The 26,986-nt window shown below is 52.7% G+C and carries 24 protein-coding genes, 1 tRNA gene, 2 pseudogenes and 1 riboswitch; of the genes and pseudogenes, 16 read left to right on the top strand and 11 right to left on the bottom strand.

Annotated features, from left to right (window positions below):
- Positions 1-113: 113 nt before the first annotated feature.
- Positions 114-887, top strand: a complete 774-nt coding sequence (gene zupT / locus K8W53_RS03355; RefSeq protein WP_000115871.1) for a zinc transporter ZupT — start codon at positions 114-116, stop codon at positions 885-887.
- A 66-nt stretch (positions 888-953) separates the two neighbouring features.
- On the opposite strand, the gene K8W53_RS23890 is transcribed toward zupT, so the two are convergent.
- On the bottom strand, positions 954-1,130 hold the full coding sequence (locus K8W53_RS23890) for a hypothetical protein (RefSeq protein ID WP_052939280.1): 177 nt from the start codon (positions 1,128-1,130) through the stop codon (positions 954-956).
- A gap of 399 nt (positions 1,131-1,529) precedes the next feature.
- Between K8W53_RS23890 and K8W53_RS03350 the strand changes: the two genes are divergently transcribed.
- The 3 genes from K8W53_RS03350 to dsbI are packed head-to-tail and all read left to right on the top strand — an operon-like array spanning position 1,530 to position 4,709.
- Entirely contained in the window at positions 1,530-3,326 is a 1,797-nt protein-coding gene (locus tag K8W53_RS03350; RefSeq protein WP_000460265.1) for an aryl-sulfate sulfotransferase, read from the top strand.
- Positions 3,327-3,345: 19 nt separating this feature from the next.
- Positions 3,346-4,017, top strand: a complete 672-nt coding sequence (locus tag K8W53_RS03345; protein ID WP_000096230.1) for a thiol:disulfide interchange protein DsbA/DsbL — start codon at positions 3,346-3,348, stop codon at positions 4,015-4,017.
- 14 nt (positions 4,018-4,031) lie between these two features.
- Entirely contained in the window at positions 4,032-4,709 is a 678-nt protein-coding gene (gene dsbI / locus K8W53_RS03340; RefSeq protein ID WP_000345576.1) for a protein-disulfide oxidoreductase DsbI, read from the top strand.
- A 170-nt stretch (positions 4,710-4,879) separates the two neighbouring features.
- Here dsbI and ribB read toward each other — a convergent pair whose 3' ends face one another.
- The gene (gene ribB / locus K8W53_RS03335) at positions 4,880-5,533 is read right to left on the bottom strand and encodes a 3,4-dihydroxy-2-butanone-4-phosphate synthase (RefSeq protein ID WP_001076978.1); all 654 of its coding nucleotides are present in this window, start codon (positions 5,531-5,533) and stop codon (positions 4,880-4,882) included.
- Between the two features lie 105 nt (positions 5,534-5,638).
- A riboswitch (FMN riboswitch) is annotated at positions 5,639-5,837 on the bottom strand.
- A 132-nt stretch (positions 5,838-5,969) separates the two neighbouring features.
- Between ribB and ubiK the strand changes: the two genes are divergently transcribed.
- Positions 5,970-6,266, top strand: coding sequence for a ubiquinone biosynthesis accessory factor UbiK (ubiK, locus tag K8W53_RS03330; RefSeq protein WP_000566824.1), 297 nt, complete (start codon positions 5,970-5,972; stop codon positions 6,264-6,266).
- Between the two features lie 74 nt (positions 6,267-6,340).
- On the opposite strand, the gene glgS is transcribed toward ubiK, so the two are convergent.
- Positions 6,341-6,550, bottom strand: a complete 210-nt coding sequence (glgS, locus tag K8W53_RS03325; protein WP_000928927.1) for a cell surface composition regulator GlgS — start codon at positions 6,548-6,550, stop codon at positions 6,341-6,343.
- A 257-nt stretch (positions 6,551-6,807) separates the two neighbouring features.
- On the opposite strand from glgS, the pseudogene K8W53_RS03320 reads away from it, so the two are divergent.
- The 3 genes and pseudogenes from K8W53_RS03320 (at position 6,808) to K8W53_RS03310 (ending at position 9,425) form a co-directional block, all read left to right on the top strand.
- Positions 6,808-7,428, top strand: a pseudogene (locus K8W53_RS03320) (OB-fold-containig protein).
- A gap of 18 nt (positions 7,429-7,446) precedes the next feature.
- Entirely contained in the window at positions 7,447-9,126 is a 1,680-nt protein-coding gene (locus K8W53_RS03315; protein ID WP_000342879.1) for a flotillin family protein, read from the top strand.
- 239 nt (positions 9,127-9,365) lie between these two features.
- Positions 9,366-9,425: a type I toxin-antitoxin system Ibs family toxin gene (locus tag K8W53_RS03310; protein ID WP_192936148.1), complete on the top strand. Its 60-nt coding sequence runs from the start codon at positions 9,366-9,368 to the stop codon at positions 9,423-9,425.
- Between the two features lie 159 nt (positions 9,426-9,584).
- Here K8W53_RS03310 and hldE read toward each other — a convergent pair whose 3' ends face one another.
- From hldE to K8W53_RS03295, 3 genes are all read right to left on the bottom strand, one after another.
- Positions 9,585-11,018, bottom strand: a complete 1,434-nt coding sequence (hldE, locus tag K8W53_RS03305) for a bifunctional D-glycero-beta-D-manno-heptose-7-phosphate kinase/D-glycero-beta-D-manno-heptose 1-phosphate adenylyltransferase HldE (protein ID WP_000867682.1) — start codon at positions 11,016-11,018, stop codon at positions 9,585-9,587.
- A gap of 47 nt (positions 11,019-11,065) precedes the next feature.
- Positions 11,066-13,909, bottom strand: coding sequence for a bifunctional [glutamate--ammonia ligase]-adenylyl-L-tyrosine phosphorylase/[glutamate--ammonia-ligase] adenylyltransferase (gene glnE / locus K8W53_RS03300; RefSeq protein WP_000188307.1), 2,844 nt, complete (start codon positions 13,907-13,909; stop codon positions 11,066-11,068).
- Between the two features lie 117 nt (positions 13,910-14,026).
- Positions 14,027-15,328 (bottom strand): inorganic triphosphatase, encoded by a 1,302-nt coding sequence (locus K8W53_RS03295; RefSeq protein ID WP_052939281.1) that lies wholly within the window; start codon positions 15,326-15,328, stop codon positions 14,027-14,029.
- Between the two features lie 241 nt (positions 15,329-15,569).
- On the opposite strand from K8W53_RS03295, the gene K8W53_RS03290 reads away from it, so the two are divergent.
- Positions 15,570-16,184, top strand: a complete 615-nt coding sequence (locus K8W53_RS03290) for a TIGR04211 family SH3 domain-containing protein (protein ID WP_001125344.1) — start codon at positions 15,570-15,572, stop codon at positions 16,182-16,184.
- 62 nt (positions 16,185-16,246) lie between these two features.
- A complete protein-coding gene (locus K8W53_RS03285) occupies positions 16,247-17,488 on the top strand; it encodes a multifunctional CCA addition/repair protein (protein WP_000708447.1) in 1,242 nt (413 codons plus the stop codon).
- A 104-nt stretch (positions 17,489-17,592) separates the two neighbouring features.
- On the opposite strand, the gene bacA is transcribed toward K8W53_RS03285, so the two are convergent.
- Positions 17,593-18,414 carry an undecaprenyl-diphosphate phosphatase gene (gene bacA / locus K8W53_RS03280; protein WP_001281933.1) on the bottom strand — a complete coding sequence of 274 codons (822 nt, stop codon included), beginning with the start codon at positions 18,412-18,414 and terminating at the stop codon, positions 17,593-17,595.
- A gap of 97 nt (positions 18,415-18,511) precedes the next feature.
- On the bottom strand, positions 18,512-18,871 hold the full coding sequence (gene folB, locus K8W53_RS03275; protein ID WP_000355776.1) for a bifunctional dihydroneopterin aldolase/7,8-dihydroneopterin epimerase: 360 nt from the start codon (positions 18,869-18,871) through the stop codon (positions 18,512-18,514).
- A 106-nt stretch (positions 18,872-18,977) separates the two neighbouring features.
- Between folB and plsY the strand changes: the two genes are divergently transcribed.
- Positions 18,978-19,595: a glycerol-3-phosphate 1-O-acyltransferase PlsY gene (gene plsY / locus K8W53_RS03270; RefSeq protein WP_001272785.1), complete on the top strand. Its 618-nt coding sequence runs from the start codon at positions 18,978-18,980 to the stop codon at positions 19,593-19,595.
- 38 nt (positions 19,596-19,633) lie between these two features.
- A pseudogene (locus K8W53_RS03265) lies at positions 19,634-19,696 on the top strand (hypothetical protein); the annotation flags it as partial.
- Positions 19,697-19,818: 122 nt separating this feature from the next.
- On the opposite strand, the gene tsaD reads toward K8W53_RS03265, so the two are convergent.
- Positions 19,819-20,832 carry a tRNA (adenosine(37)-N6)-threonylcarbamoyltransferase complex transferase subunit TsaD gene (gene tsaD, locus K8W53_RS03255; RefSeq protein WP_001264389.1) on the bottom strand — a complete coding sequence of 338 codons (1,014 nt, stop codon included), beginning with the start codon at positions 20,830-20,832 and terminating at the stop codon, positions 19,819-19,821.
- A 227-nt stretch (positions 20,833-21,059) separates the two neighbouring features.
- On the opposite strand from tsaD, the gene rpsU reads away from it, so the two are divergent.
- From rpsU to rpoD, 3 genes are all read left to right on the top strand, one after another.
- The gene (gene rpsU / locus K8W53_RS03250) at positions 21,060-21,275 is read left to right on the top strand and encodes a 30S ribosomal protein S21 (RefSeq protein ID WP_001144069.1); all 216 of its coding nucleotides are present in this window, start codon (positions 21,060-21,062) and stop codon (positions 21,273-21,275) included.
- A gap of 235 nt (positions 21,276-21,510) precedes the next feature.
- The gene (dnaG, locus tag K8W53_RS03245; RefSeq protein ID WP_023223849.1) at positions 21,511-23,253 is read left to right on the top strand and encodes a DNA primase; all 1,743 of its coding nucleotides are present in this window, start codon (positions 21,511-21,513) and stop codon (positions 23,251-23,253) included.
- A gap of 14 nt (positions 23,254-23,267) precedes the next feature.
- Complete coding sequence (gene rpoD, locus K8W53_RS03240) at positions 23,268-25,250, top strand: RNA polymerase sigma factor RpoD (protein WP_001120159.1); 1,983 nt, start codon at positions 23,268-23,270, stop codon at positions 25,248-25,250.
- A 123-nt stretch (positions 25,251-25,373) separates the two neighbouring features.
- Here rpoD and mug read toward each other — a convergent pair whose 3' ends face one another.
- Positions 25,374-25,880 carry a G/U mismatch-specific DNA glycosylase gene (gene mug / locus K8W53_RS03235; RefSeq protein WP_000237776.1) on the bottom strand — a complete coding sequence of 169 codons (507 nt, stop codon included), beginning with the start codon at positions 25,878-25,880 and terminating at the stop codon, positions 25,374-25,376.
- Positions 25,881-26,005: 125 nt separating this feature from the next.
- Between mug and K8W53_RS03230 the strand changes: the two genes are divergently transcribed.
- A tRNA-Ile gene (locus tag K8W53_RS03230) sits at positions 26,006-26,081 on the top strand.
- A 79-nt stretch (positions 26,082-26,160) separates the two neighbouring features.
- Here the strand turns inward: K8W53_RS03230 and K8W53_RS03225 are convergent.
- The gene (locus K8W53_RS03225; protein ID WP_023223848.1) at positions 26,161-26,928 is read right to left on the bottom strand and encodes a siderophore-interacting protein; all 768 of its coding nucleotides are present in this window, start codon (positions 26,926-26,928) and stop codon (positions 26,161-26,163) included.
- Positions 26,929-26,986: the final 58 nt, after the last annotated feature.

Genomic DNA, 26,986 nt, shown 5'->3' with positions numbered 1-26,986 from the left:
TGTTAACATCACCATACGCTTTCTTCACAGAGGAAGAACTCAGATAACTATGATGAAGATCATCAGTTATTTTGAAGGTCAGGTTCGGACGGCAAATTGATAAGGAGTAATGGATGTCAGTACCACTTATTCTGACCTTACTGGCGGGCGCCGCCACCTTTATTGGCGCGTTTCTTGGCGTTCTCGGCCAAAAACCGTCTAACCGCGTGCTGGCTTTTTCGCTGGGTTTCGCCGCAGGGATCATGCTGCTCATCTCGCTGATGGAGATGCTGCCCGCCGCGCTTGATACCGAGGGAATGTCGCCCGTACTGGGCTACGGAATGTTTATTATCGGCCTGTTGGGCTACTTCGGGCTGGACCGCCTGCTTCCTCACGCTCATCCGCAGGATCTGATGCAAAAAAGGCAGCAGCCGCTTCCCGGCTCGATAAAACGCACTGCGATTTTATTGACGCTCGGCATTAGCCTGCACAACTTTCCGGAAGGGATCGCCACCTTTGTCACTGCCAGCAGCAATCTTGAACTGGGTTTCGGCATCGCACTGGCGGTGGCGTTGCACAATATTCCTGAAGGTCTGGCGGTTGCCGGCCCGGTTTATGCCGCGACGGGCTCAAAACGTACCGCGATTTTTTGGGCCGGTATCTCCGGCATGGCGGAAATTCTTGGCGGCGTGCTGGCGTGGCTGATTTTGGGCAGCCTGGTTTCACCGATCGTTATGGCGGCTATCATGGCGGCAGTCGCCGGTATTATGGTGGCGCTCTCCGTCGATGAACTGATGCCGCTGGCAAAAGAGATCGATCCTAACAATAACCCCAGCTATGGCGTGCTTTGCGGTATGTCCATCATGGGGCTTAGTCTCGTCATTTTGCAGACGATAGGTATCGGTTAAGAGAAACGTCGCGCCGGATGCAGGCCTTTAGCCAGGCAACATCCGGCTGCCCGTCAAGGATATGCGCTATTTCTGCTCATTCATCACGCTGCCGCCTTCGCTCGTCTGGCGAAAACGTTTCGTTCGCGCTTCAAGTAATGCATCTCTGTCTTGCCGAAACGCTCTGCAATAACGCTTCATATGGCAAATATACCCTACTACCACCAGAACGATTAATATTATCCAATACCAGGCAATAAACATCCTTTTTACCCTTAAAATTTAACATCACTAAACATTTAACGTTAAAATTTTACATACCCTTATTTTGACGTATTCATATACTGGCATATTTGTGGAACAAATAAATGATTTTGATCATATAAATCAGTGGTGAAACACAATAATGAAAGAGGTATTAAGCAGAAAACAATGTCGATAAGATCACACTTCGTACTAATTTATATTGTTCTTAAAATATCACACTCCTACTATCGACTCACTCAGGCAATTAAAAAATATTGATACAGAATATACTTTAAAATAAGTAACAGCATCATGACTTATATTTAAAGACCAATCATTTACCTCATTTATTATTCATAAAAACATAGTATATTCAGAAGTATTATATTTAGAAGTTGTATATAAGGAGATATATCCATGTTTGACCAATACCGGAAAACAATACTTGCCGGCGCCGTCGCACTGACATGCGGACTCACCGCAGCCAGTACGTTTGCCGCAGGTTTTCAACCGGCGCAGCCCGCAGGGAAATTAGGCGCAGTCGTTGTCGATCCTTACGGTAATGCCCCTCTCACCGCACTGGTGGAATTAGATAGCCATGTTATTTCAGACGTTAAAGTTACTGTACATGGCAAAGGGGAAAAAGGCGTTCCCGTTACTTATACCGTTGGGAAAGAATCTTTAGAAACCTATGACGGTATTCCTATTTTTGGTCTTTATCAGAAATTTGCCAACAACGTCACGGTAGAATATAAAGAAAACGGCAAAGCCATGAAGGATGACTATGTGGTGCAGACGTCCGCCATCGTCAACCATTATATGGATAACCGTTCTATTTCAGATCTCCAGCAAACGAAAGTTATTAAAGTCGCGCCAGGATTTGAAGATCGCCTTTATCTGGTAAATACCCATACCTTTACGCCGCAGGGCGCTGAATTTCACTGGCATGGCGAAAAAGATAAAAATGCGGGCATTCTTGATGCCGGTCCGGCGGGCGGGGCTTTGCCTTTCGATATCGCCCCTTATACGTTTGTAGTCGACACCCAGGGTGAATACCGCTGGTGGCTGGATCAAGATACCTTCTACGACGGCCACGATATGAATATCAACAAACGCGGCTATCTGATGGGTATTCGTGAAACGCCTCGCGGCACCTTTACCGCGGTGCAGGGCCAACACTGGTACGAGTTTGACATGATGGGGCAAATTCTTGCCGATCACAAACTGCCGCGCGGGTTCCTGGATGCGTCTCATGAATCCATCGAAACCGTGAACGGCACCGTACTGCTGCGCGTCGGCAAACGCGATTACCGCAAAGAAGACGGCATACATGTTCATACGATTCGTGACCAAATCATTGAGGTTGATAAGTCTGGCCGCGTAGTAGACGTTTGGGATTTAACCAAAATCCTCGACCCTATGCGTGATGCGCTGCTCGGCGCGCTGGATGCGGGCGCAGTATGCGTGAACGTCGATCTGGCCCATGCCGGACAGCAGGCGAAACTCGAACCGGATACGCCGTATGGCGATGCGCTTGGCGTTGGTGCCGGTCGTAACTGGGCGCACGTCAACTCTATCGCTTATGACGCGAAAGACGACTCCATCATCCTTTCTTCCCGCCATCAGGGTATTGTAAAAATTGGTCGCGATAAGCAGGTGAAATGGATACTGGCACCGTCTAAAGGCTGGAATAAGCAGCTAGCCAGTAAATTGCTGAAACCGGTAGACGATCATGGTAAGCCGTTGACCTGTGACGAAAACGGCAAGTGTAAGGACACCGATTTCGATTTCACCTATACCCAACATACGGCATGGCTTTCCAGCAAAGGCACGTTAACGGTCTTTGATAACGGCGATGGTCGCGGCCTGGAGCAACCGGCTCTACCGACCATGAAATATTCCCGTTTTGTCGAATATAAGATCGATGAGAAGAAAGGCACCGTACAACAAGTTTGGGAATACGGTAAAGAACGTGGATATGATTTCTATAGTCCTATTACCTCGGTTGTTGAATATCAAAAAGACCGCGACACCATGTTCGGCTTTGGCGGTTCTATTAACCTGTTCGACGTTGGTAAACCCACAGTCGGCAAACTGAATGAGATTGACTATAAAACGAAAGAAGTGAAAGTTGAAATTGATGTGCTGTCGGATAAACCCAACCAGACTCACTATCGTGCATTACTGGTTCATCCAACGCAAATGTTTAAATAAATAACGGGAAGGAATTAATATGTCATCTAAATGGATTACCTCTTTATTTAAAAGCGTAGTATTAACCGCGGCATTGGTCACTCCTTTTGCGGCATCGGCTTTTACCGAGGGCACAGATTATATGGTTCTGGAGAAACCGATTCCTAATGCGGATAAAACGCTGATTAAGGTATTTAGCTACGCCTGCCCTTTCTGCTACAAATATGACAAAGCCGTAACAGGTCCGGTTTCTGATAAAGTAGCCGATCTCGTTACGTTCACTCCGTTCCACCTGGAAACAAAAGGCGAATATGGCAAACAGGCCAGCGAAGTATTTGCAGTCCTGATCGCCAAAGATAAAGCTGCCGGGATTTCGTTATTTGATGCTAAATCACAATTCAAAAAAGCGAAGTTCGCCTGGTATGCGGCTTACCATGATAAGAAAGAGCGCTGGTCAGATGGGAAAGATCCGGCGGCATTTATTAAAACCGGGCTGGACGCCGCAGGCATGAGCCAGGCTGATTTTGAAGCGGCGCTGAAAGATCCTGCCGTTCAGGAGACTCTGGAAAAATGGAAAGCCGCCTATGACGTTGCCAAAATTCAGGGTGTTCCGGCTTACGTCGTCAACGGCAAGTACCTTATCTATACCAAAAACATCAAATCCATCGATTCTATGGCTGAACTCGTTCGGGAACTGGCCACTAAAAAATAAGCAGGGAAACGATTATGGATTTTATTAAGGGATTATGGCGAGACCTACGCGCAAGACCAGTAGATACGCTGGTGAGATGGCAGGAACAGCGCTTTCTGTGGCTGTTAATGGCCATCGCGATGGGAGGGTTAATTATCCTGGCGCACTCGTTCTTCCAAATCTATCTCTACATGGCGCCGTGCGAACAGTGTGTTTACATTCGTTACGCGATGTTTGTGATGGTAATTGGCGGGGTGATTGCGGCGATAAATCCCAAAAATATCGTGCTGAAGCTGATTGGCTGCATCGCGGCGTTTTATGGCAGCATTATGGGCATTAAGTTTTCTATTAAGCTTAATGGTATCCATCATGCGGTACATAATGCGGACCCCGATTCACTTTTTGGCGTGCAAGGATGTTCGACTGACCCGACCTTTCCTTTCAACTTACCGTTGGCGGAATGGGCACCGGAGTGGTTTAAACCTACCGGAGACTGCGGTTATGACGCGCCTATCGTCCCTGATGGCGTAACGCTCAGTAGCGTACAGCAGTGGTTTGTCGATCTCTACCAGCAGTCCGAAGGCTGGTATCTGCTTCCGCCCTGGCACTTTATGAACATGGCGCAGGCATGTATGTTGGCCTTTGGGTTGTGCCTGATTCTGCTGCTGGTGATGAGCGGCGCCTGGGCATTGAAACTGGCCAGAGGAAAATAACCTGAATAGATAAACCAAAGCAGAGGTCTGCATTCAGGCCTCTGCTTTTCTCACAATAATTTTACCATTCAGCTTATTCGTCGTTCTTTGAAACTGAACGATATGGCACCGAAGGAATACAAAAAAGCCGATGACATCTCATCGGCTTTTTTCAACCATGATCCGTTCGATCAGCTGGCTTTGCGCTCATGCGCCTGGCGGTAAGCCACCAGATCTTCAATCGTGACTACCGCCATATTATGCTGGCCTGCAAACGCGATACACTCCGGCGCGCGCGCCATCGTCCCATCGTCGTTAGTCAACTCGCACAGTACACCTGCAGGTTTAAAACCGGCCAGCGTCATCAGATCGATGGTCGCCTCCGTATGACCGCCGCGCGTCAGCACGCCGCCCGCCTGAGCGCGCAGTGGGAAAACGTGCCCCGGACGGTTAAGATCGGACGGTTTTGCGCCATCCTTAATTGCCGCACGCACCGTAGTGACACGGTCAGCGGCGGAAACGCCGGTGGTCACGCCTTCTGCGGCTTCAATGGTCACGGTAAAACCGGTGCCGTAGGCGCTGGTGTTGTTTTCCACCATCATTGGCAAGTCGAGCTGCTTACGACGGTCTTCAGTAATACACAGGCAAACAATACCGCTACCGTGACGAATGGTTAACGCCATCTGTTCTACGGTCATCGTCTCTGCGGGGAAAATCATATCGCCTTCGTTTTCACGATCTTCATCATCAAGCACCATCACACCGCGTCCTTCACGCAGCGCATCCAGTGCAAGTTCAACACGTTCAAAAGGCGTACCAAAAGAGGAAAGTAGCGTCTGATTCATGGTAAAAAAACCTCATTAACATTATGGTTACCAGAATCAGGGCAGTCTTAGGAGTGCCGACAAGCGGCAAAAAAATAACGTGAGCGGGTCCATGCCCGACTGGATCGTTACCCTCTCCCATCCGGACTTTAACCGTCGGCCCCGGAATTACACCGGATCTGCTGACCTTTTCGCTATGGCAAAAAGCGCTCGCGGGCTTTCAACCTGCTCTCCGCGTTACGTCACGGCGCGCCGTGATGAGAAATGCGTTAAACATCGCTGATTTACCGCCGGTGGGGAATTTCGCCCCGCCCTGAGAATAAGCGGGTTAACTATAACGCTATTGATTACCTTCATCAACGCCTTTACTCCGTATGACGTCACACAATTCTGGTTTATGGCGTCCACATATAGCACTACAATAAGAGCTAACACTTACCAGTTCAGGGAAACCACAATGATTGACCCGAAAAAAATTGAGCAAATCGCACGCCAGGTTCATGAGTCAATGCCGAAAGGTATTCGCGAGTTCGGGGAAGATATCGAGAAAAAAATCCGTCAAACGCTGCAATCTCAACTGACGCGTCTCGATCTGGTGAGCCGCGAAGAGTTTGATGTCCAGACTCAGGTCTTGCTGCGCACCCGGGAAAAACTGGCGCTGCTGGAGCAACGCCTCAGCGAACTGGAAGCTCGCGACAAGCCTGAAGAAGTAAAACCTGCGCCCGCCATCCCGCCAGTCGATCCACAAGAGTAAAAACGTGAACGGGCCTGACGGCCCGCTCATATAAGATCTGAATAATGTCCTGCGCCTGTATAAGGGAGCCTGCATTAGTGTTCTAATTCTAACCTTTTCGCCTGAGTCGCCTGCTGGCAGTAAAGCGCGTAACGCTTGCAAAACCAGTCGCGATGCTCCTCGTCCATATTGCCGGTTACCGCCTGGATATCAACAGGACGCCCCTCCGCCTGCATTCTGGCAAAACTGCGCGCCAGAAAATCAAAATTATTTAGTGAATAGACGTTATTGTTGTTCATCAGCATACCCTCCAGTTATTGAATTCTGTTAAGGCTATATGCTTTTTCTAATTTCAGTATTTCCCTATATGTACGGCGGTTTTATACATAACGTGCGCAAATTTAATGCGCAAAATCACAATATTCACCAAAGATAACGACGGATAAATCGCTTTTCGGACTTAAGGAGATATGGGTCACATGATATTGTAACGCAGTGAAATAACAAGCATGAAAATTATCACGCGAACCCCCTTCTGAAGGCGGCGACAAGGATAGAAAATATGACCTTATTTGCGGAGTATAACAGCCCCTATCTGTTTGCCATTGCGTTCGTTTTCTTTATCGGCGTGCTGGAGATGATTTCTCTGATTTTTGGCCACTTTCTTTCAGGCGCGCTCGACGCCCATCTCGATCATTATGACGCCCTGTCATCCGGCCCTGCGGGCCAGGCGCTTCATTATCTGAATATTGGACGCGTTCCCGCCCTGGTCGTCCTCTGTCTATTGGCCGGCTATTTCGGCCTCTTCGGTATCCTCATCCAGCATGGCGGGATCATGCTCTGGCAGGCGCCGCTCAGCAATCTGCTGCTGGTCCCGTTAAGCATTGTCCTGTCGGTCTTTGCCGTGCATTACAGCGGAAAAATCCTCGCGCCCTAGCTACCCAGAGATGAAAGCTCCGCCCTCAGGGAAGAGGAATTTATCGGCGGCATGGCGATTATTACCGGCCACGCCGCCGTCGCCGGTACACCTTGCGAAGGAAAATTTACCGATAAGTTCGGCCAGATTCACTATTTACTGCTGGAACCCGAAAAGGGAAAAGAATTTAAAAAAGGAGACAAGGTGCTGATTGTCTGCCGACTTTCCGCAACGCGTTATTTGGCTGAGCGTACCTTCTATGTTTAATTGAGAGGAACTTACATAATGGATGATGTTTTTGGCATATTGCCATCATGGATGTTTACCGCCATCGTGGCGGTTATCGTCTTACTAATTATCGGGATCATTTTTGCTCGCCTTTATCGCCGCGCATCTGCGGAACAGGCGTTTGTCCGTACCGGGCTTGGCGGGCAAAAAGTGGTGATGAGCGGCGGCGCTATTGTGATGCCAATCTTTCACGAAATTATTCCGATCAATATGAATACCCTAAAACTTGAAGTCAGCCGTGCTACCGTCGACAGCCTGATCACCAAAGATCGTATGCGCGTTGACGTGGTCGTTGCTTTCTTCGTGCGTGTAAAACCCTCTGTTGAAGGTATTGCCACCGCCGCACAAACGCTTGGCCAGCGAACGCTGTCACCGGAAGATCTGCGTATGCTGGTTGAGGATAAATTCGTTGACGCCTTACGCGCTACCGCAGCCCAGATGACGATGCATGAGCTACAGGACACGCGTGAAAACTTCGTTCAGGGCGTACAAAACACCGTTGCGGAAGATTTGTCGAAAAACGGCCTGGAACTGGAAAGCGTCTCATTAACCAACTTTAACCAAACGTCCAAAGAGCATTTCAACCCAAACAATGCCTTTGATGCCGAAGGTCTGACGAAACTGACGCAGGAAACCGAACGCCGCCGTCGTGAACGTAATGAAGTGGAACAGGATGTGGAAGTGGCGGTGCGTGAAAAGAACCGCGACGCGCTTGAACGCAAGCTGGAAATCGAGCAACAAGAAGCCTTTATGACTCTGGAGCAGGAGCAACAGGTTAAAACCCGCACCGCCGAACAAAACGCCAAAATTGCCGCTTTTGAGGCCGAGCGCCATCGTGAAGCAGAACAGACGCGCATTCTTGCTGAGCGGCAGATCCAGGAGACGGAGATCGAACGTGAGCAAGCAGTACGGTCCAGGAAAGTTGAGGCCGAGCGTGAAGTACGTATTAAAGAGATCGAACAGCAACAGGTGACAGAAATCGCCAACCAGACGAAATCTATCGCCATTGCCGCCAAATCCGAGCAGCAATCGCAAGCGGAAGCGCGCGCCAACGACGCGCTGGCCGATGCGGTTCGCGCTCAGCAAAACGTAGAAACCACCCGCCAGACCGCCGAAGCGGATCGCGCCAAGCAGGTCGCTCTGATCGCCGCGGCGCAGGATGCGGAAACCAAAGCGGTCGAACTGACCGTTCGGGCAAAAGCAGAGAAAGAAGCGGCAGAATTGCAAGCCGCCGCCATCATCGAACTGGCGGAAGCAACGCGTAAAAAAGGTCTGGCGGAAGCCGAAGCGCAACGGGCGCTGAATGACGCTATCAACGTGCTTTCTGACGAACAAACCAGCCTCAAATTTAAACTAGCGCTCTTACAATCGTTGCCTGCTGTTATTGAGAAGTCTGTTGAACCGATGAAATCCATCGACGGCATTAAGATTATTCAGGTCGATGGCCTCAATCGCGGCGCGACGGCGGGCGACGTCGCCGCTGGCGGCGCTAACGGGGGAAACCTGGCGGAACAAGCGTTATCTGCCGCGCTCACCTATCGTACCCAGGCGCCGCTGATCGATTCGCTGTTAAACGAGATTGGCATCGCTGGCGGCTCGCTAAAGGCGCTGACCACGCCGTTGGTTTCATCGGCAACGGATGAGATTAATCGCGAAGCAACGGTAAAAGAGCAATAACCCCCCGCCATATCTCCTGTCCCTGGCCATAAGGCCGGGGATTTTTTTATCTTTTTTCCACCTTGTCTGTACAAAGCGTTATGACCAGCAGGCCATTTTGCGTAGGCGATCCAGTAACGCAAAATCGGCGGGATAAAGCCCTTGCGCCAGACAGGCCACTCACCAACAATCGCGATGTCAGCAAGGGGCTGAAACGGGAAAGCCCCTCCCGAGGAAGGGGCTTTAATAAGGAAAGGGTTATGATGCACCAGGTCATCATACTGATTGTTCTGTTACTGATAAGTTTCCCAGCTTACTAACAGCCAATCAGAGGGGGGAGAGATCCCCTCTCACCCTTATTCCTTTACTTTAGGTCGAAAAAAAAGCAGCGTCAACCGCGAGATACGCGTCGAAACAAAATGTCCGACGCGCCTTCAAAATCAGCGCCCGCCGCGTCTGTAACGCCTGATGTCGCGGTTTTACTTCTCGCTCTCGGTCTGGATCTTTTTGATGATATTGGTCGTGGAACAACCATCTTCGAAGTTCAGCACCATGACTTCGCCGCCGTTGGCCCAGACCTCTTCGCTGCCCGCGATCTCTTCCGGCTTATAGTCGCCGCCTTTTACCAGCAGATCCGGCAGAATACCGGCAATCAGTCGTTGCGGCGTATCCTCTTCAAAAGAGACAACCCAGTCGACTGACTCCAGCGCGCCCAGCACGATCATACGCTGTTCGAGCGGATTAACCGGACGGCTTTCGCCTTTCAGACGTTTAGTCGAGGCGTCACTATTGACCGCAACAATCAGGCGGTCGCCCAATTTGCGCGCGTTCGCCAGATAAGAGACGTGGCCCGCGTGCAGAATATCGAAAACGCCGTTGGTCATGACCACTTTCTCGCCACGCTTACGCGCGCTGGCGACGGCCTGTCTCAACTCCTCTTCGGTCATAACGCCGAAGCCGGTATCCGCGCGTCCGCGCACTGCGTTTTCCAGCTCAATAGGGGAAACCGTTGACGTCCCGAGTTTACCTACCACTACGCCCGCCGCCGCATTGGCGAAATAACACGCCTCCTCCAGGGTATTTCCCGCCGCCAGCGTCGCCGCCAGCACGCCGATCACCGTATCGCCCGCACCGGTAACATCATAAACTTCCTGCGCCTGCGTCGGCATATGTAGCGGCGCTTTATTCGGTTGCAGCAGCGTCATTCCCTGTTCGGAACGCGTGACCAACAGCGCGGAAAGGTCGTAATCGGCAATGAGCTTCATGCCGCGTTCAACCAGTTCGTCTTCGCTTTTACATTTCCCCGCAACCGCCTCGAATTCAGAAAGGTTTGGCGTCAGCAGCGTGGCGCCGCGGTAACGTTCAAAATCCGTTCCTTTCGGATCGATGAGCACCGGCACGCCCGCCTGGCGCGCCAGGGAAATCATAGTCTGCACGCTGGTCAGAGCGCCTTTGGCATAATCGGACAATACCAGCGCGCCGATCGATCCCAGCGCCTGGTTGATACGCTCATGCAACGGCTGCGGGTCCACCCCCTCAAAGCCCTCTTCAAAATCAAGACGAATGAGCTGCTGATTACGTGATAGCACGCGCAGTTTGGTAATTGTCGGATGCGTCGGCACAGAAACGAAGTCGCACTTCACATTGACCTCCGCCAACGTTTTGCTCAGCGCGCGCGCGGCGTCATCAATACCCGTCAGGCCGACCAGACGGGCGTTCGCTCCCAGAGACGCAATGTTCATCGCCACGTTCGCCGCGCCGCCCGGACGTTCCTCAACGGTATTTACCTTAACCACGGGCACCGGCGCTTCCGGTGAAATACGGCAAGTGGGGCCATACCAATAGCGATCCAGCATTACATCACCCACAACCATGACGCCTGCACGTTCAAACGCTGGCAGATTTACTTTCATTCCTGTCTCCTGAGAGATTCAAAATTTGCGCGCGATAATAGCATAATTCAAACGGCTACCAGCCACTTCCGCCAGCTTGCCTGCACCAGCGCGCGCTCTTTGCTAAAACACGTCTGCGCCACATGACCGGGAAGCTCCTGCAACGCCAGGTGGTGCAGTTCATCACGCAGTGTGGTGTAGGCTACCGTCAGCGCCTGCGCCTCGTGTTCATCCATAATGCCGTTTTGCGCCAGAAGCTCCAGGATGCGCACGTTATCAGACCATCGCGTTAATTTAGGTTTTTCATGAGCGTAGCGCAGTACCAGATATTGCGCGATAAACTCAATATCCGTAATACCGCCTTCATCAGCTTTAATATCAAAACGATCACGATGCTTATTGCCGAGATGCGCCCGCATTTTCTCGCGCATTTCACGCACTTCAGTCTGCAATGTCTTGCCGTCGCGCGCCGTCGTCATGATAGTGCGGCGTACCGTATCAAACTGTGAGGTAAGCTGCGGGTCGCCATATACCACGCGAGCGCGTACCAACGCCTGATGTTCCCAGGTCCAGGCTTCATGCTGCTGATAATCGGCAAACGCGTCCGCTGAAGTCACCAGCATTCCCGCCGCGCCAGAGGGGCGTAGACGCGCATCCACCTCATACAAAATGCCGGAGGAGGTGCGCGTACTGAACAGATGCATAATGCGCTGCGCCAGGCGCAGATAAAACTGCCGCCCGTCGATTTCGCGTTCGCCGTTGGTCATGACGTCCATCGGACAGTCATGCAGGAAGATGAGATCCAGATCGGAACTGTAGCCCAGCTCCCATCCGCCCAACTTGCCATAACCGACAACCGCAAACCCCCGCCCCTGGCGCTCGTCCAGATGCGCTGGCTGACCATAACGCGCAACCATTTGCGTCCACGCCTGCTGCACCACAGCATCAATCATCGCCTCCGCCAGCCATGTGAGGTGATCGCTCACTTTCATCACCGGCAGCGTACCGGCAATATCCGCCGCCGCAATCCGCAAAAGCTGTGCCTGTTTAAACTGGCGTAATGCCTCCAGTTGTTGTTCTTCGTCTTCTTCCGGCACGCGCAGTAAATATTGACGTAATTCGTCGCGGTAAGCGTCGGTAGCCGTCGGCTGATAAAGCGTGCCGGGGTCGAGCAGTTCATCAAGCAACAACGGATAACGCGCCAGTTGGCTCGCTATCATTGGCGAAGCGGCGCAGAGCATAATCAGGTGTTTCAGCGCGCCAGGAAATTCGCTCAGCAGCTCCAGATAGGTGGTGCGAGTGACAATCCCCGCCAGCAACGGCGTTATCCGCGATAGCGTAACAGCGGCGTCTTCGCGAGAGCAGACATCAGCAAGCAGGTGCGGCATCAGTTGGTCCAGCACTTGCCGCCCGCGCGGGCCGATAGGGCGTTTATCCAGTTCCTTACGGAAGTCAGCGATGAGGGTCAGAACCTGTCGCCGATCCTCATCGGCTAAATGCGCCAACACTGGCGTCGAATCATCCTCCTGTAGCGCATCCTGCCATACTTCACGCCACGGCTCTGAACGCTCTTCTTCCTGCGGGGTATCGGCTTCATCATCGCCAATTAATTCGTTGAATACGCGGCGTACATTAGCCATATGATCCGTCAGTTCGCCAACAAGCTGCGGCCAGTTCTCCGCCTTCATTCCCCAGGCCAGCCGCGCCCGATTCAGATCGTCGGCAGGCAGCGTTTGCGTCTGTTCGTCATTGATGCTTTGCAGCAGATTCTCCAGACGACGTAGAAAAAGATAGGCCACGCGCAGTTGCGCCACGTCATTCTCAGGCAGCAAATGCAGCGCAGCGATAGCATCCAACGTCGGCAGTAACGAACGCGACTGTAGCGACGGCTCGCGTCCGCCGCGGATGAGCTGGAATACCTGCACGATAAACTCAATTTCACGAATACCGCCCGCGCCAAGTTTAATGTTGTCTTTCAAACCGCGGCGTCGCACTTCGCGGGCGATCATCCCTTTCATATTGCGTAGCGACTGGATGACGCTGAAATCGATATAGCGGCGGAAAACGAAAGGTCGCAGCATGGCGCGTAATTCACGAGACCAGGCGTCGTCGTTATCGCCCATTAGCCGTGCTTTCACCATAGCGTAGCGTTCCCAGTCGCGTCCTTGCTCCTGATAGTAATCCTCCAGCGCGGCAAAACTCAGTACCAGCGGGCCGCTGTCGCCAAACGGCCGCAGGCGCATGTCCACCCGATAGACAAAACCATCCATTGTGGGCTGATCCAGCGCTTTGATCAGCCGCTGCCCGAGACGCGTAAAAAACTGGGCGTTATCGAGTTCACGACGCCCGCCCCGGGTCTCGCCATGTTCCGGCCAGGCGAAAATCAGATCGATATCAGACGAAAAATTCAGTTCGCCGCCGCCCAGCTTGCCCATGCCTAAAATCAGCAGCGGCTGCGGAACGCCCTGCGGGTTACAGGGGGTTCCCCATTCGCGGCAACAGGCGGCATACAGCCAGTCGCGCGCCCCCACAATGAGCGTCTCCGCCAGATGGCTCAACTGTTGTAAAATAGTCTCATCGTCCACCAGCGACAGCGTCTGCGCCCAGGCGATGCGTACCATGATGCGACGACGAAAAAACCTCAGTTCACGCATCAGCGAGGCGTCGTCACAGACTCCTGCCAACGCCTCCTGTAACCAGCCAGCATAATGTCGCCATTCATCAGCCTGCGGCGATGCGGATTCCAGTTCGGCAAGCCACTCCGGATGCGCTATCACGCTATCCAGCGCAAAATCGCTAAATGTAAGTACTGACTTCGCCTGCACGCTAAGCGATGTCTCAGTAAATCCTTCTGGTAGGCGCTCAACAACGGTCTGCCAGTACTGCGATAAGGGTGAAGAGAGCGGCGTCATTTAGGGGATATCCTTTAAATAATGCCGGATGGCGGCGTTTCGCCTGATCCGGCCTACAAGTCCGCATACCGTAAGCCTGATAAGCGCAGCGTCATCAGGCGCTTTCTACGGTTCTGATTATCGTTTTCCGCTGTGCAACCAGAATGGCTGCTGGTTAATGGCCTCATTACGGAAATGTTCAATTTCAATACGTTGCCCGGTAATAATGGCGTGACGCAATCCCTGCCAGTTCTCCAGCCATGCCTGCGCGACCATCGCATCATAATACCCGGCCAGCAGTAAAACGCTGTCAATATCGCGAGTCAAACGCGGCAACTGGTCGCGATACTTATCACCCAGCGGTTGTCCAAAAACTTTTTTTAATTCAGCAGCATGACGAGAAAGATGAATGTCGGCGAAACGCTTAAAAGAATCGGCCATTTTGGCCTGCGCCTTCGCGTCCAGAAATGGCTGCCAGGCTTTCGTCACCAGCCATTCCGTCAATGCCAGTTTCGCCATCGCCGTTTGCGTACTATAAACGGCTGTGACGGCGGACACCGCGGATGTCATCGTCGCTTCCGCCTGGGTAAGTAGATCACGTAAGTGAGCGCTCGCTTTACGCGGAACAATGCCACCAAAAAGCATTAAGGCATGGCGCACTAATCCCATAGCATCCAGCACGTGTTCTTTCGCCGACTCGTCGCCGCGCAGCCAGAGCTCTTCATGGTACTGCCACTGTGACAACGCCAGATCCAGCGAGGCCTCCAGCCCTTGCTCTACCGTGGCTTTCGCGGCAGTCCGCAGAATTGCCGTTGGTGTATTCTCTCGCGGCGCATTCCCCTGCGCCAGGTGATAACCTCGCGCCGCCTTACTCAGACTGCCCTGACGCAAACCGGTTTGCGACAGCAGTTGCTTCGCCAGTTTTAACACGGCGCGCGTATCGCCGCGAAGCAACTCAAGCTCCAGCTCACAAATCGGTTCGGCAAACTCGCCCGCTTTTACGTCGCCGAGATCGAGCGCAATTTCAATCCTGCTGCCGTCAACGTCCAGACACCATTTTTCCCGGTAAAAATCGGTACTGAACAGCGGCTGTACGTTTGATGCCAGGCCAGCGGGCAGGTTGCCATCAGGCCAGACCTCCGCCGGAAGTTGCGTCAGATCCAGCACGGGTTCGCTTAGCGCGACATTGTATTCGGGTCGCTGGTGCAGCCCGCCCGTTACCCGGCCGGCAATTTTCATGGTCATTTCATAGCGCCCATTTTCACCACGAATACGCAGCCCCATATCATGGCGGCGTAGCCAGTTATCAGGCGTTTCGAAGTAGATATTCAGCAACTGGCTGGGCGCATGATGCTCGCCGCCGAGCGTATGAAGATGATTTCGCAGCGCATCTACGGCGTCGTGATTGACGATAAACTTTAATTCGATTTCCTGAGCCATGGCCTTGTACTTATGGGTTATGTCACATCTGGGAAGATTCTTGGCGAACTTACCCGCATTATTTTTGTCAGTAGATAGTATTTTGCGCCAAATTGCCATGCAACGAGCAATTTGACGGGCGTAAAAGTTTGACGTAGCGGCAAAGGCGACACAGATGATTCCGATTGATGTCGACTACTTTGCGTAGCGACACTGATGCCGTTACTATCGTTCCACTTTCTCTGACAATAACGACAGCCTGATGCCAAAATTACGCCTGATTGGACTAACTTTACTTGCGCTTAGCGCCACCGCCGTCTCTCATGCTGAAGAGACGCGTTACGTTTCTGATGAACTGAATACCTGGGTCCGCAGCGGTCCGGGAGATAATTATCGCCTTGTGGGTACCGTCAACGCCGGCGAGGAAGTCACGCTCTTACAGAGCGATGCCAACTATGGTCAAATTAAAGACAGTTCTGGTCGTACTGCCTGGATACCGTTAAAAGAACTGAATACCACACCAAGCCTGCGTACCCGCGTGCCGGATCTGGAAAATCAGGTCAAAACGTTAACCGATAAACTCAACAATATTGATACCACGTGGAATCAGCGCACCGCCGATATGCAGCAGAAAGTGGCGCAAAGCGACAGCGTCATCAACGGGCTAAAAGAAGAGAACCAGAAGCTGAAAAACGAGCTGATTGTCGCGCAGAAAAAAGTTAGTGCCGCGAATCTGCAACTGGATGACAAACAGCGCACCATTATTATGCAGTGGTTTATGTATGGCGGCGGCGTATTGGGTATTGGCTTGCTGTTAGGGCTGGTGCTGCCGCATATGATCCCAAGCCGTAAACGCAAAGACCGCTGGATGAACTAAATCGCCTTCTCTGCGGCACTGTCTTATCATTAGAGGATGATCGTTTTTAAAAGGAAAGTGGCGTGAAGATTTATCTGGTCGGTGGTGCGGTTCGGGATGCGTTGTTAGGGCTACCGGTTAAAGATAAAGATTGGGTCGTTGTCGGCGCCACGCCGCAGGAGATGCTTGATGCGGGCTACCAGCAGGTAGGCCGTGATTTTCCTGTGTTTCTCCATCCGCAAACTCACGAAGAATACGCGCTGGCGCGTACCGAGCGTAAATCCGGTTCCGGCTACACGGGTTTCACCTGCTATGCCGCGCCGGACGTTACCCTGGAAGCCGACCTCCAGCGTCGCGATCTGACCATTAATGCTCTGGCGCGCGACGATGACGGCCAGATTATCGACCCTTACCACGGGCGCCGGGATCTGGAGGCGCGTCTACTGCGCCATGTCTCTCCCGCGTTTGGCGAAGATCCCTTGCGCGTATTGCGCGTGGCGCGTTTTGCCGCCCGTTACGCTCATCTGAGTTTCCGTATCGCCGATGAAACACTGGCGCTAATGCGCGAAATGACCGCGGCAGGCGAGCTGGAACATCTGACGCCGGAACGGGTATGGAAAGAGACGGAAAATGCGCTTACCACCCGCAATCCGCAGGTTTACTTCCAGGTATTGCGCGACTGCGGCGCCCTGCGCGTCCTGTTTCCGGAAATCGACGCGCTGTTTGGCGTACCCGCGCCGGCAAAGTGGCATCCGGAAATTGATACCGGAGTTCATACGTTGATGACGCTGTCGATGGCCGCCATGCTCAGTCCGCAGCTTGATGTTCGTTTCGCCACGCTTTGTCATGATCTGGGCAAAGGCTTAACGCCGAAAAACCTCTGGCCGCGCCATCATGGCCACGGCCCGGCGGGCGTGAAACTGGTCGAACAGCTATGCCAGCGTTTGCGCGTCCCCAATGACCTACGTGATTTAGCTAAACTGGTCGCCGAGTACCATGATCTGATCCACACCTTTCCGATACTCCAGCCGAAAACGATCGTTAAGCTGTTTGACGCCATTGATGCATGGCGTAAACCGCAGCGCGTCGAGCAGATTGCGCTGACCAGCGAAGCCGATGTCCGTGGACGTACCGGATTTGAAGCGTCGGATTACCCGCAGGGGCGCTGGCTGCGCGAAGCCTGGCAGGTGGCCCAAGCGGTACCGACGAAAGAGGTGGTGGAGGCCGGATTTAAGGGCATTGAGATTCGCGAGGAGCTGACGAAGCGACGAATTGCAGCGGTCGCCAACTGGAAAGAGAAGCGCTGCCCGAACCCCGCCAGCTAAACGCCATCCGGCACGATAAATTGCCTGATGGCGCTGCACTTATCAGACCGACAAAACAGTTAGGCCGGACAAGGCGGTACGCCGCCATCCGGCACGGTCAATCATCAGAAGAAGACAACGTAAACGGCAGCCGCCACCACAAAGCGGTAAATCGCAAACGGAATAAACGAGATACGCTTAATCAGTTGCAGGAAGGTCTTGATGGCGATCAGCGCCACCACAAACGCCGTCACAAAGCCCACCGCGAACATTGGAATATCCGCTGCGGTCAGGAATGACCAACTTTTGTAGAGATCCAGAACCGTTGCGCCCATCATCATCGGCACAGCCAGTAAGAACGAGAACTCAGAGGCGGCGTAACGGCTGACGCCCATCAGCATCCCACCGGAAATAGTCGCTCCGGAACGCGAGAAGCCCGGCCACAGCGCCAGACACTGGAAACAGCCAATCATAAACGCCTGACGATACGTCATATCATCCAGCCCTGGCGCGCGCGGTTCTTTCGGCTTCAGGCACTCGGCGGCAATCAGCAACAGACCGCCTACCACCAGCGCGTACATCACGTTAATTGGGTTAAATAGCGACTTGATCGTGTCATGAAAGACTAACCCCAGCACCACCGCCGGAATCATGCCCAGCAGGATGTGAATCAACGTTAATCGACCTTTACTTTCACCTTCACGCTGTAGCGGGCGGCCAAAGTGAATACCGATGAGGCCAAACAACCGCCGCCAGAACATCACCACGACCGCCAGAATAGATCCAAGTTGAATCACCACTTCGAATGTCTTGGCCGTATCGCCTTCAAACCCCAGCAGATGACCCACAATAATCATATGGCCCGTGCTGGATACCGGCAAAAACTCCGTCAATCCTTCGACCACACCCAAAATTGCCGCTATCAGCAGCGAGTGCATATCGCTCATCAATAAACCCCTAAAATGAAAAACACTGCAAAAATGGATCTCGCGTTAAGACCCCATATATAACCGTTTGGTTTAAAAAATATAAAATTATTTATTTTTATTTCAGATTATTGCCACGCTCAATAATTACCCCTACGTTCGCCGCGCGCGCGACGGCGCCAGGCTTGCTCAGTTTGATGCGAACCCACGGAGAATTGAATCGGCTAAGCAGTAGATCCGCCACCTCTTCCGCCACACGCTCGACCAGAGCAAAACGCCCGCCTTCAACATGATTTATCACCGTGTCGGCGATATCCGCGTAACTTAGACAATCTGCGACATCATCGCTTTTCGCCGACTTGCGGTTATCCCATGCCATTTCGATATCGAACACCAGTTTTTGCTCGATAGTCTGTTCCCAGTCGTAAACACCGATAGTGGTGATTACCGAAAGTTGCTCTATAAATACAATATCCATCACGACCTGCCTGCTTTTTGGCTAACCCGGATACCACTTCCGGCGAAATGTGCGTATTATCCACAGAAATAGTAAATAAAACGACACTTTCAATACGGAACAGCTTATGAGTGCAATCGCGCCTGGAATGATCCTCTTCGCGTACCTCTGCGGCTCAATTTCCAGTGCCATTCTGGTTTGCCGCATCGCCGGGCTGCCCGATCCGCGTGAAAGCGGCTCCGGCAACCCGGGCGCGACGAACGTATTACGAATCGGTGGCAAGGGAGCGGCTGTCGCGGTACTTATTTTTGACATCCTTAAAGGCATGTTGCCCGTCTGGGGCGCGTATGCGTTAGGCGTTACCCCTTTCTGGCTGGGGCTTATCGCTATCGCCGCCTGTCTGGGGCATATCTGGCCGGTCTTTTTTGGCTTTAAAGGTGGGAAAGGCGTAGCAACCGCGTTTGGCGCCATTGCGCCCATCGGCTGGGATTTAACCGGCGTCATGGCAGGCACCTGGCTGCTGACGGTCCTGTTAAGCGGTTATTCATCGTTAGGGGCGATTGTCAGCGCCTTGATTGCGCCGTTTTACGTCTGGTGGTTTAAACCGCAGTTCACCTTCCCGGTGTCGATGCTGTCATGTCTCATTTTGCTGCGCCATCATGACAACATCCAGCGTCTGTGGCGTCGCCAGGAGACGAAAATCTGGACGAAGCTGAAAAAGAAACGCCAGAAAGATTCGGAGTAGTTTTTTTACGCTATTTCGTGCCTGCGCATCGCCGGATAAATAGCTCGGTGATAGGCGTACATATCGAATCCGCCGCGCGTCACCCTTCCACCATTGGCGTGGTTAGGCGCGATTTTCGGCCTGATCTTCCTGGTGCTGCTGATCGTCTCCAGGCTGTTGTGGATGCCCGTCGTTTTGCTATAAACCCGTTGGGGCGGCATGATGTCGCCCCCTTTCTCCGCTTTTACGCCGCCGGCAGCTCGGCCAGCGGCCAGCGCGGACGTACCGTTACGCCAAGATCCGCCGTAACGCCCGCCTTAAACCGCACCATTCCGGCATAGGCGATCATCGCCCCGTTGTCAGTACAAAACTCCGGACGCGCATAGAACACTTCGCCGCGGCGTTTTTGCATCATTTCGGCAAGCTTCGCACGCAGCGTGCGGTTAGCGCTGACGCCGCCCGCCATGACCAGACGCTTAAAACCGGTGCTTTCCAGCGCGCGCTTGCACTTGATCATCAGCGTATCCACGACCGCATCTTCAAAAGCGCGCGCGATATCAGCGCGAGTTTGTTCGTCGTCGCCATTACTACGAATGGTGTTAGCGGCAAAGGTTTTCAGACCGGAAAAACTAAAATCCAGTCCCGGGCGATCGGTCATCGGGCGCGGAAAGACAAAACGTCCCGCCGTCCCCTGCGACGCCATTTTCGACAGCATCGGGCCGCCAGGATAATCCAGCCCCAACAATTTGGCAGTTTTATCAAACGCTTCACCGGCAGCATCGTCAATCGACTCTCCCAGCAGTTCGTACTGACCGATTCCGGTCACGCTAATGAGCTGCGTATGTCCGCCGGAGACCAGCAGCGCCACAAACGGGAAATCCGGGGGATTATCTTCCAGCATCGGCGCCAGCAGATGACCTTCCATATGGTGTACAGGAATGGCCGGCACATTCCAGGCAAATGCCAGCGAACGCCCGACGGTTGCGCCGACCAGCAGCGCGCCGACCAGGCCCGGGCCTGCGGTATAGGCCACCGCGTCGATATCGCTCGCCGTCAGACCGGCTTCTTTTAATGCCGCCTGAATCAGCGGCACGGTTTTACGCACATGATCGCGGGAAGCCAGTTCAGGCACTACGCCGCCGTAGTCAGCATGTAATTTCACCTGACTATACAATTGGTTGGCTAACAGACCCTTTTTGTCGTCGTAAATAGCGATGCCGGTTTCATCGCAGGATGTTTCAATACCCAGTACACGCATGACTTGTTTTACCTCGCTCTAATACCGCGCAGTGTAGGTCGAATGCGGGTGGATGTATACCCTCAGTCCCGACTTCGTGTATACTCCCTCACCTTATAAAAGTCCCGTTCAAAAAAGGCCGCGGTGCTTTACAAAGCAGCAGCAATTGCAGTAAAATTCCGCACCATTTTGAAATAAGCTGGCGTTGATGCCAGCGGCAAACCGAATTAATCAAAGGTGAGAGGCACATGCCGGTAATTAAAGTACGTGAAAACGAGCCGTTCGACGTAGCTCTGCGTCGCTTCAAGCGTTCCTGCGAAAAAGCAGGTGTTCTGGCGGAAGTTCGTCGTCGTGAGTTCTATGAAAAACCGACGACCGAACGTAAGCGCGCTAAAGCTTCTGCAGTGAAACGTCACGCGAAGAAACTGGCTCGCGAAAACGCACGCCGTACTCGTCTGTACTAATCTTTTGAGAGCGGGCTGCTCTCAATTCAGATCGAGTTGTAGTTGTAAGGCCGTGCTTCCGAAAGGAATGCGCGGCTTGTTTTCGTTTATGCATTAGCATATACACAAAATCATTCATGCTGCGTCCAGGCGGCAAGAGAGCAAGTCCCCGGCGCTTACGCAAGTCAGCGATAGGGGTGAGCGAACGTAGCCAACACTACGGCAGCCTGAAGAATGACGTGTATAAAAGGGGCATATGGCTGGACGAATCCCACGCGTATTCATTAATGACCTGCTGGCGAGAACCGATATCGTCGATCTGATCGACGTGCGCGTAAAACTCAAGAAACAGGGCAAGAACTATCACGCGTGTTGTCCATTCCATAATGAGAAAACCCCTTCTTTCACCGTAAACGGTGAAAAACAGTTTTATCACTGCTTTGGATGCGGCGCGCATGGCAATGCGATCGACTTTTTGATGAATTACGACAAGCTCGAATTTGTCGAAACCGTCGAAGAATTAGCGGCCATGCATAACCTGGAAATTCCCTATGAAGCAGGCACCGGGCTTAGCCAGATAGAGCGCCATCAACGGCAAAACCTCTATCAGTTGATGAATGGTCTGAATGACTTTTATCAGCAGTCGCTTACCCACCCTGCGGCAAAACCTGCGCGTGACTATCTGCAAAAGCGCGGTCTGAGCGCTGAAATTATTCAGCGTTTCGCCATTGGCTTCGCGCCGCCAGGGTGGGATAACGCGTTAAAGCGCTTCGGTAATAACAGCGATAACAAGGCATTGTTGCTGGATGCCGGAATGCTGGTCAATAACGAGCAGGGCAGCACTTACGATCGTTTCCGTAATCGGGTCATGTTCCCTATTCGGGACAAACGCGGCAGGGTGATTGGTTTTGGCGGTCGAGTTCTGGGGAACGACACGCCGAAATACCTTAACTCTCCGGAAACGGACATTTTCCATAAAGGCCGCCAGCTATATGGTCTTTATGAGGCTCAGCAATATAGTGCTGAACCGCAACGCTTGCTTGTGGTCGAAGGTTATATGGATGTCGTCGCACTAGCGCAATACGACATTAACTATGCGGTCGCTTCGCTGGGTACCTCAACCACGGCAGACCATATGCATATGTTATTCCGGGCGACGAACAACGTAATTTGCTGTTACGACGGCGACCGGGCTGGCCGTGATGCCGCCTGGAGAGCGCTGGAAACAGCAATGCCTTATATGACCGACGGTCGGCAGGTACGCTTTATGTTTTTACCTGACGGCGAAGACCCGGATACGCTGGTGCGTAAAGAAGGCAAGGCGGCTTTTGAAGCGCGGATGGAGCAGTCGCAGCCGCTCTCTACGTTTCTGTTTAATAGCCTCCTGCCGCAGGTGGATTTAAGCTCGCCGGATGGCAGCACGCAGTTAGCCGCGCTGGCGCTGCCGCTCATTAATCAGGTGCCTGGCGACGCGCACCGTATTCAGCTGCGCCAGACGTTGGGGCTGAAGTTAGGCATTTTCGATGATAGTCAGCTTGATCGTTTAGTGCCAAAACAGGCGGAAAGCGGCGTTTCCCGCCCGGCTCCGCAGATAAAACAGACGCCTATGCGTATACTTATAGGACTGCTGGTGCAGAACCCAAGTCTAGCGCCGCTGGTGCCGCCTTTACAAGGGCTGGCGCAGAGCAAATTACCGGGACTTAGGCTATTCTCCGAGCTGGTGAGTCTTTGTGTCGCGCAGCCGGGTCTGAACACCGGGCAGCTGTTAGAGAATTATCGCGGGACAAGTGAATACTCAACACTTGAAAAACTCTCAGCCTGGAACGATATAAGGGATGAGAATGTTGAAAAAATGTTCACCGACACGCTAAACCGAATTTTTGATGCAATGCTTGAACAGCGACTGGAAGAGCTGATAGCTCGCGATCGCACACACCGTTTAAGCAGTGAAGAACGCAGGGAGTACTGGGAAATCAGACAGGCCCTGGAAAAAAAATGAATTTAACGGCTTAAATGCCGCATATCGATCGGGAAGCCCCCGACAGCCGCAGTGAGAGGCAGCGGCCAAAATATAAGTATGCCCTCGCTTTAAATGTCGACAGCTATACCGTCGACACCAATCAAACGAATAAGTGTGGATACCGTCTTATGGAGCAAAACCCGCAGTCACAGCTGAAACTTCTTGTCACCCGTGGTAAGGAGCAAGGCTATCTGACCTATGCTGAGGTCAATGACCATCTGCCGGAAGATATCGTCGATTCAGATCAAATTGAAGATATCATCCAAATGATCAACGACATGGGTATTCAGGTAATGGAAGAAGCGCCTGATGCCGATGATCTGCTGCTGGCTGAAAATACCACCAGCACCGATGAAGATGCGGAAGAAGCTGCTGCACAAGTTCTGTCCAGTGTTGAGTCTGAAATCGGTCGTACGACTGACCCGGTACGCATGTATATGCGTGAAATGGGCACTGTTGAACTGTTGACCCGGGAAGGCGAAATCGACATCGCTAAACGTATCGAAGACGGGATCAACCAGGTTCAATGCTCCGTTGCCGAATACCCGGAAGCCATTACCTATCTGCTGGAACAGTACGATCGCGTTGAGGCTGAAGAGGCTCGTTTGTCCGATCTTATCACCGGCTTTGTCGATCCGAACGCGGAAGAAGAGATGGCGCCGACCGCAACTCACGTCGGTTCTGAACTCTCCCAGGAAGACCTGGATGATGACGAAGACGAAGATGAAGAAGACGGCGACGATGACGCCGCCGATGACGACAACAGCATTGACCCTGAACTGGCACGCGAAAAATTCGCTGAGTTGCGCGCGCAATACGTCGTTACGCGCGACACCATCAAAGCGAAAGGCCGCAGCCATGCTGCCGCGCAGGAAGAGATTCTGAAGCTGTCTGAAGTGTTCAAACAGTTCCGTCTGGTACCGAAGCAATTCGACTATCTGGTCAACAGTATGCGCGTGATGATGGATCGCGTGCGTACTCAGGAACGTCTGATCATGAAGCTCTGCGTCGAGCAGTGCAAAATGCCGAAGAAGAACTTTATCACGCTGTTTACCGGTAACGAAACCAGCGAAACCTGGTTCAACGCCGCTATCGCGATGAACAAACCGTGGTCGGAAAAACTGCACGATGTCGCGGAAGAAGTGCAACGCTGTCTGCAAAAACTGCGGCAGATTGAAGAAGAGACCGGTCTGACCATCGAACAGGTGAAAGACATCAACCGTCGCATGTCCATCGGGGAAGCGAAAGCCCGCCGTGCGAAGAAAGAGATGGTTGAAGCGAACTTGCGTCTGGTTATTTCTATCGCCAAGAAATACACCAACCGTGGCTTGCAGTTCCTTGACCTGATTCAGGAAGGCAACATCGGTCTGATGAAAGCGGTAGATAAGTTCGAATACCGTCGCGGCTACAAGTTCTCCACCTACGCTACCTGGTGGATTCGTCAGGCGATCACCCGCTCTATCGCGGATCAGGCGCGCACCATCCGTATTCCGGTGCATATGATTGAGACCATCAACAAGCTCAACCGTATTTCTCGCCAGATGCTGCAAGAGATGGGCCGCGAGCCAACGCCGGAAGAGCTGGCTGAACGGATGCTGATGCCGGAAGATAAAATTCGTAAGGTGCTGAAGATTGCCAAAGAGCCAATCTCCATGGAAACGCCGATCGGCGACGATGAAGATTCGCATCTGGGTGATTTCATCGAGGATACCACCCTCGAGCTGCCGCTGGACTCTGCCACTACCGAGAGCCTGCGTGCCGCCACTCACGACGTTTTGGCTGGCCTGACCGCTCGTGAAGCGAAAGTGCTGCGTATGCGTTTCGGTATCGATATGAACACCGACCACACGCTGGAAGAAGTGGGTAAACAGTTCGATGTTACCCGCGAACGTATCCGTCAGATCGAAGCGAAGGCGCTGCGTAAACTGCGCCACCCGAGCCGTTCTGAAGTGCTGCGCAGCTTCCTCGACGATTAATTCGCCGCATACGTATAAACGCCGCCGCAAGGCGGCGTTTTTTTATCCGGTCATACGCGAGCGCCCTATTTGGCCTGCAGAATTTCTACACAGCGCGAGTATTCGCGCCCTCATTCCCCATTGCTATAGCCCACGCATAATGAGCGCTTGATCCAGTTCGCGATAGGCCTCGACCAGTTTTTCCGTTTTAATTCGGTTTAAGCCGCTGGGATTCGGCAACACCCACACCATCGTCGCGCCAATGGCGATCTTTTGTTTACCCCAGGCGATACCGCGCTGGCTGAATCCCTGTTCAAAAGCCTGTTTACCAAGCACCGCCAGCGCCGCGGGCTGGTAGTCCTCTATCTTTTCAATCAGGTTGCGTCCGCCGCTACGTAATTCATGCAACTTCACCTCAGTCGCTTGTACCGTCGGTCGGTCGACGAGTTTCGTTACCCCGCAGCGAAAATCCAGTAATTTTTCCGCCTCCTCCGGTTTCAACTGTCGATCGGTGAAACCGGCCAAATGAATAACTTTCCAAAAACGATTCGCGGGATGTGCAAACGGAAAGCCGGTATTCGCCGAGGAGAGTCCCGGATTGATGCCGCAAAAAACCACCCGTAGCCCTGGCGCCAGTATGTCCTTAACCATTATTACTCCTGAGCAATACAACGTTCTTTAAGTATAACGGGTTGAAAACACATTGTTTATAAAAACAGCACCCGCACGGTTACGGCTGGATTACAGCGTAAAGTTACATTATAATCCACCGCCACGGCCCCTTAGCTCAGTGGTTAGAGCAGGCGACTCATAATCGCTTGGTCGCTGGTTCAAGTCCAGCAGGGGCCACCAAATTTTAGCTTTAAAATCATATAATTAAGCCACTCGATAGAGTGGCTTTTTTGTTTCTGACAGGGCTCACCCCATACCGCTATTTACGATGCCAATAGGCTGCCGCACGTACCAGGTGTGGATCAAACCCCTTTTCAAAGCACTGACTTAAACGTTTTACCGTTTTGCCTTCGCCAGTAATCCAGATGAAATAGTCTGATTCTGGTATTGTCAGCTGCGACAGGCGCGTTTGCATTGCCTGTTCATCGCCGCCAACAACATATTCCACAGTAATGTCCGTCAAATGGGCGAGATAATCGCAGTATGCCGCATCCTGAATGCTCACCAGCGCGGTTACCGCAGGGCGCGCAGGCAGACGGCTAAGCGATTCCAGACGACGACGTAGCGCAGGCATACCGGACTCATCGCAGACATAAACCTGACAAGCATCATCTTCCGGCACCACCAGCGAACCGCGCGGCCCGCCGATCGTCAGTGTATCGCCTTCACGGGCTTCCATTGCCCAACGGCTGGCTACGCCGCCATCGTGGATAAAGAAATCCAGCGCCAGCTCGCGACGCGCCTCGTCATACAGCGGCGTGTAATCCCTGGAGACCGGACGAACGCCCTCCCCCCAGATAATGCCTTCCTCAGTGACTGTCGGAGGCGTAAAGCGACAGCCTGGCTCAGGGAAAAAAACTTTCGTGTGATCGTCAAAGCCCAGGGAGGTGAAACCGTCCAGCGCCTCGCCGCCAAGTACGATCCGCTGAAATCCTGCGCTAATACGTTCTACCCGCAGAACGGTCAGCTCGCGAAAACGCAGTTCATTACGAACACGCTGTGGATAGCGTGCGGATGATGTCGTCATTTTTTGCCTTCGTGAAGTAATACGATATATCTAAATTAAAGTTTTAAATGATAATGAT

Source organism: Salmonella sp. A29-2 (assembly GCF_020150755.1).
Classification (GTDB): domain Bacteria; phylum Pseudomonadota; class Gammaproteobacteria; order Enterobacterales; family Enterobacteriaceae; genus Salmonella; species Salmonella enterica.
This window is presented reverse-complemented; position numbering and strand designations above follow the sequence as displayed.

Bases quoted from the DNA above. Each gene is read 5' to 3' on its own strand.
- zupT (WP_000115871.1), top strand. From the start codon at position 114: ATGTCAGTACCACTTATTCTGACCTTACTGGCGGGCGCCGCCACCTTT.
- K8W53_RS23890 (WP_052939280.1), bottom strand. From the start codon at position 1,130: ATGTTTATTGCCTGGTATTGGATAATATTAATCGTTCTGGTGGTAGTA.
- K8W53_RS03350 (WP_000460265.1), top strand. From the start codon at position 1,530: ATGTTTGACCAATACCGGAAAACAATACTTGCCGGCGCCGTCGCACTG.
- K8W53_RS03345 (WP_000096230.1), top strand. From the start codon at position 3,346: ATGTCATCTAAATGGATTACCTCTTTATTTAAAAGCGTAGTATTAACC.
- dsbI (WP_000345576.1), top strand. From the start codon at position 4,032: ATGGATTTTATTAAGGGATTATGGCGAGACCTACGCGCAAGACCAGTA.
- ribB (WP_001076978.1), bottom strand. From the start codon at position 5,533: ATGAATCAGACGCTACTTTCCTCTTTTGGTACGCCTTTTGAACGTGTT.
- ubiK (WP_000566824.1), top strand. From the start codon at position 5,970: ATGATTGACCCGAAAAAAATTGAGCAAATCGCACGCCAGGTTCATGAG.
- glgS (WP_000928927.1), bottom strand. From the start codon at position 6,550: ATGCTGATGAACAACAATAACGTCTATTCACTAAATAATTTTGATTTT.
- K8W53_RS03315 (WP_000342879.1), top strand. From the start codon at position 7,447: ATGGATGATGTTTTTGGCATATTGCCATCATGGATGTTTACCGCCATC.
- hldE (WP_000867682.1), bottom strand. From the start codon at position 11,018: ATGAAAGTAAATCTGCCAGCGTTTGAACGTGCAGGCGTCATGGTTGTG.
- glnE (WP_000188307.1), bottom strand. From the start codon at position 13,909: ATGACGCCGCTCTCTTCACCCTTATCGCAGTACTGGCAGACCGTTGTT.
- K8W53_RS03295 (WP_052939281.1), bottom strand. From the start codon at position 15,328: ATGGCTCAGGAAATCGAATTAAAGTTTATCGTCAATCACGACGCCGTA.
- K8W53_RS03290 (WP_001125344.1), top strand. From the start codon at position 15,570: ATGCCAAAATTACGCCTGATTGGACTAACTTTACTTGCGCTTAGCGCC.
- bacA (WP_001281933.1), bottom strand. From the start codon at position 18,414: ATGAGCGATATGCACTCGCTGCTGATAGCGGCAATTTTGGGTGTGGTC.
- folB (WP_000355776.1), bottom strand. From the start codon at position 18,871: ATGGATATTGTATTTATAGAGCAACTTTCGGTAATCACCACTATCGGT.
- plsY (WP_001272785.1), top strand. From the start codon at position 18,978: ATGAGTGCAATCGCGCCTGGAATGATCCTCTTCGCGTACCTCTGCGGC.
- tsaD (WP_001264389.1), bottom strand. From the start codon at position 20,832: ATGCGTGTACTGGGTATTGAAACATCCTGCGATGAAACCGGCATCGCT.
- rpsU (WP_001144069.1), top strand. From the start codon at position 21,060: ATGCCGGTAATTAAAGTACGTGAAAACGAGCCGTTCGACGTAGCTCTG.
- dnaG (WP_023223849.1), top strand. From the start codon at position 21,511: ATGGCTGGACGAATCCCACGCGTATTCATTAATGACCTGCTGGCGAGA.
- rpoD (WP_001120159.1), top strand. From the start codon at position 23,268: ATGCCGCATATCGATCGGGAAGCCCCCGACAGCCGCAGTGAGAGGCAG.
- mug (WP_000237776.1), bottom strand. From the start codon at position 25,880: ATGGTTAAGGACATACTGGCGCCAGGGCTACGGGTGGTTTTTTGCGGC.
- K8W53_RS03225 (WP_023223848.1), bottom strand. From the start codon at position 26,928: ATGACGACATCATCCGCACGCTATCCACAGCGTGTTCGTAATGAACTG.